This is a genomic window from Methanobrevibacter sp. (assembly GCF_045636185.1).
GTDB lineage: Archaea > Methanobacteriota > Methanobacteria > Methanobacteriales > Methanobacteriaceae > Methanocatella.
The window spans coordinates 1-3783 of record NZ_JAZTXC010000136.1; the positions used below are offsets into that span (position 1 = coordinate 1).

The 3783-nt window shown below is 38.6% G+C and carries 4 protein-coding genes and 1 pseudogene; all 5 read right to left on the reverse strand.

Annotated features, from left to right (window positions below):
* A partial coding sequence (gene mtrB / locus ACKI3Q_RS07670; protein WP_407415852.1) for a tetrahydromethanopterin S-methyltransferase subunit MtrB occupies positions 1-257 on the reverse strand: 257 nt, incomplete at its 3' end.
* A 12-nt stretch (positions 258-269) separates the two neighbouring features.
* Positions 270-1085 (reverse strand): tetrahydromethanopterin S-methyltransferase subunit MtrC, encoded by an 816-nt coding sequence (gene mtrC, locus ACKI3Q_RS07675; RefSeq protein ID WP_407415854.1) that lies wholly within the window; start codon positions 1083-1085, stop codon positions 270-272.
* Position 1086: 1 nt separating this feature from the next.
* The gene (mtrD, locus tag ACKI3Q_RS07680) at positions 1087-1788 is read right to left on the reverse strand and encodes a tetrahydromethanopterin S-methyltransferase subunit D (protein ID WP_407415856.1); all 702 of its coding nucleotides are present in this window, start codon (positions 1786-1788) and stop codon (positions 1087-1089) included.
* Positions 1789-1801: 13 nt separating this feature from the next.
* Positions 1802-2695: a tetrahydromethanopterin S-methyltransferase subunit E gene (gene mtrE / locus ACKI3Q_RS07685; RefSeq protein WP_407415858.1), complete on the reverse strand. Its 894-nt coding sequence runs from the start codon at positions 2693-2695 to the stop codon at positions 1802-1804.
* Between the two features lie 295 nt (positions 2696-2990).
* Positions 2991-3783, reverse strand: a pseudogene (locus tag ACKI3Q_RS07690) (methyl-coenzyme M reductase subunit alpha); the annotation flags it as partial.

A 3783-nucleotide genomic window follows, 5' to 3' on the forward strand; every position in this document is an offset into this window, starting at 1 on the left:
ACCATGTTAGTTAACATACCAGCAGTTACATAGGAACCTTCCCTTCCAGGGTAAGATCCAGCTGGACTGGAGTAAGGATCTAATGATGCCATTAATTCATCTGCAGCTGCGCTTACTTTATCTACAGCTTCATCAACTTCATCCATAGATAGGAGAACAACTCCTGAACCTAAAGATGATCCGAGAACCCCAGTGACAGGGTCATATGCGAAATTCATTTCAGGTACGATTTGTACCATAGGTAACATTTGAGCCATATATAATTCCTCCTATTCTTCTACTTTAGGCCATAAACCAGCCCATCTTGTTGATGCTGCATCATTACATGAAGCTTGAACGAAAGCTCTGAATGAGAAAATCCAACCTACTAAACCGACTATTAATACAATAGCCCATCCAATTCCACCAGTAATTGAGGATAAGATACCTACAATAGCCATGGATAAGAATGCAGTTGAAGCAGCACATTTTAAAGTTCTTACTTGATCTTCGTTAGGTCCTAAACATGCGTTGAATGGGTGTTGGATAGCCATAGTACACATAATAAATAATACAGCAATATAACCACTAGCAACAACACTTTCGTAAATTGCCATCATTTCGTAACTACCTGCAATAGCAACGGAAAATCCTAAGATTGATAAAGCAGCAGCACCAGCAATTTCGATAGTACATTGGAGCATAATAGGGATTTTCATACCAACAATTTTAGTTGCAACAATAGCAATAATAGCACCAATAATAACAGCAAATACTAAAGCCGCAATAGGGCCAAGAATGTTCATTTTAAGAATAGCTGCTAAACTAATACCTGCTAATGATGAGATAACACCTACGGATAATGACATATAACCGATAGATGGAACACCAGTACCTAAACCATAACTTGCTACTCTACGAATAGCATCTGCTCCCCATATAATTGCAAGAACTGCACCGATACCAGCAATAACTGAACCTAAAACTTCTCCTAAAAAGCCTGAAATATATATACAAAGTAATCCACCGACGATACCCATGATTAAAAGGTGAGTTGAACTTACTGCACCAGCAGCTGCACCGTCAGCACTTCCACCAGCAGACATTTTATATACCTCCAGTTAAAATAATACAGAAAATTCCAAGCACTACAGATGCAATAGCACATGCGAGTGCTCCAGTACCAATTCTTTTGAATTTAGGGTCGTGCATACCTTCAATAGTACCACCAATGTTATATGAAGCAATAACAGAGTTAACAAAGAAGACACCAACACCTAAAATTGCAGCTAAACCAATACTAACAGCAGGATCAGAAATAAAAGTACTTTCTTTAACAGCAGTGTTAATACCGTAGAAGACTAATCCTCCACCGAGACCACCGAGAAGTCCACCAATAAGACCACTTATGTATGAAGTAGTAGGTACACCGTGACCTTCGGTACCAGGAGTTTTATAAGCTTCTTGGTTACGTTTGGTAATCCAGTCAACAGGTACTTTAGATGCAGCAGGAACAATACCTACACCGAAGATGTAAATTAAGTTAGCTATGAGCATGGTAATACCCATCATTATCATAGCACCCAATGCACCACTTATACCAATTATATACACTGGCTGATCCGCCATAGCTGCAGCAGTAATAAGACCAGTTAAACCTGCACCAGCAGCTAACATAGCTGTACCGGTACCTACACCAGTAGCAGTTGCCATAGCTGCAGGAGCTCCTCCTACAGGAATGAAGTGCACACCAGCACCAATCATAATACCGCCTATTGCGATGAATAAAATTAAACTAATTGGATCCATAATCGAAACCTCCTTATTCTTCGTCATATGGTCCGTATTTATTTCTTGCAAATACTTCTAATCTGTCATTCATGATAATTAATAAAATGACAATTATAATACCTACAATAATACCGCCAGTAATTCCAAATACTACTGTATTCCAAAAACTAAAGAATACAACGAGACCGAAACAGAAACCAGTTAATGGTCCACCGAATTTAGCACAGAAGTTTACAACATCCATAGAGTTTTTAGCACCTAATGGAGCTTTAGTAACGATATCCCCTTGAATAGCTACAGGAGTACCTCCACCAAATTCAAATTTCTGATATTCACTTTCTGCACCGTAGTGTACATCCCCAGTTGAAGAACCGATAGCTCCTAAAGCAATACCCCAGAGCATAGCTAAAAGAGGTAATGGGAATACGTGTAATGGGCCAGAAGTACCTAATGGAATAGTCATTAAATATGAAATTCCAACAATACAAAAACTAGTTATAAATCCGTGACCTGCGATAGGTCCTAAAGATTGAGTTAACACATCCATAAACAATGGTTGTTCGAATTGAGATTGACCAACAATCCTACCCATGTGGGATGTAACTGTATAAATAGAGTGAACACATGCAGCAACAGCAGCACCAATTGCGATAGCGATTACTGGGAATCCAGGAATCAAACCAAACATAGTAATTAATATATATGCAACAGCACCAGCTATTCCACACCAAACACCATAAGCGACCGGTTCACCAGAAGCCGCTTTGTTTATCATACGGTGTAAATGTCCCATTTGTGGAGCAAGTTGAACTTGTGAGTTAGGGTTACTTTGAGAACCGATATCAGATTCTAAGTCCTCTGCAGCCCCACCGATAGTTGCAACAGCACCCATCAATGCAACAACACCTAATGTTATAGGGTCCATAATTTTTTTCCTCCATATTTTTTATTAAATTGATCATTTAATAAACATGAAATAAAATTTGATTTTTGTTCCATACAAAAATCCAAATCAAGCAATAATTATCAAGAATTATTACTTACTATAACTTTTGTTAATAATGTTAATATAAATCTTTTGATAATTTTCAAGCAAACTTGATTTGTATATATTATTTTAAATTACTGTTTATATAAATCTTTTGATTTTTTTCAAGTAAACTTGATTTTATAAAGTGGTGGGATAGGTGATAAAATCACCTATCACCGTGTTTATCTATCTATTTTGCTGGAGTAATAGCAGTTCTTTCACCAGCAGGTTCGAATTCTCTTAATGCACCTTTAGCAAATTCTTCACGTACTTTACTGAAGTCAAAGACTAAGTTTTTGTCAGCAAATGCGATTTTTACTAATGGGTTGAAAGCCCAAGCGTCTCCACGAGCGGAGTGAGGTGCTTGTGCGATACCAGCGTATTCACCTTGGTGACCTACGTTCATTGCGTAGTTAGGATAGTTTGGTCCTCTCATTTCGAGTGGTAATCCTTCATCGTTTCTGATGGAGAATACGTTAGCTGCACCACATTGATCTTGTAAATCGAAACCGTAGAATCCTAATCTGGAATGTTGTTCTTTGTGTAAGTACATAGCTAAGTACCATGCGCTTAAACCAGTTTGTGCATTTCCAGTAGCAAATGCGGTAGAAGCACCTGCAGCTGCGGAAATAACGGAAGCTCTTTGAGATCCACCGAAGTGAGTTTCGAGTAAAGCTGGGTATTCTTCGTATTGTTCTAATGCGTAGAATGCTACTTCAGTACCTACATCAAGAACAGTGTCCATGTTGTTAGGTGCTGCGCATAAGTCTCCGTATTTGTCTTCGACGTAGTCTTTACCGTAGTAGGTGAAGTCGTCTAAAACGTTATCGGTGTATGCAGCTGTAGCATATTGAGTGAATCCTACACCACCAGACATGTAAGAACCTAACCAGATTTGGTCGTATAAAGCAGCACCTAAAGCTACTACTTCTAAGGTTGATCTTACAGGGTCGTCTGGGTATGCTCTGGAACCTTGACAGATA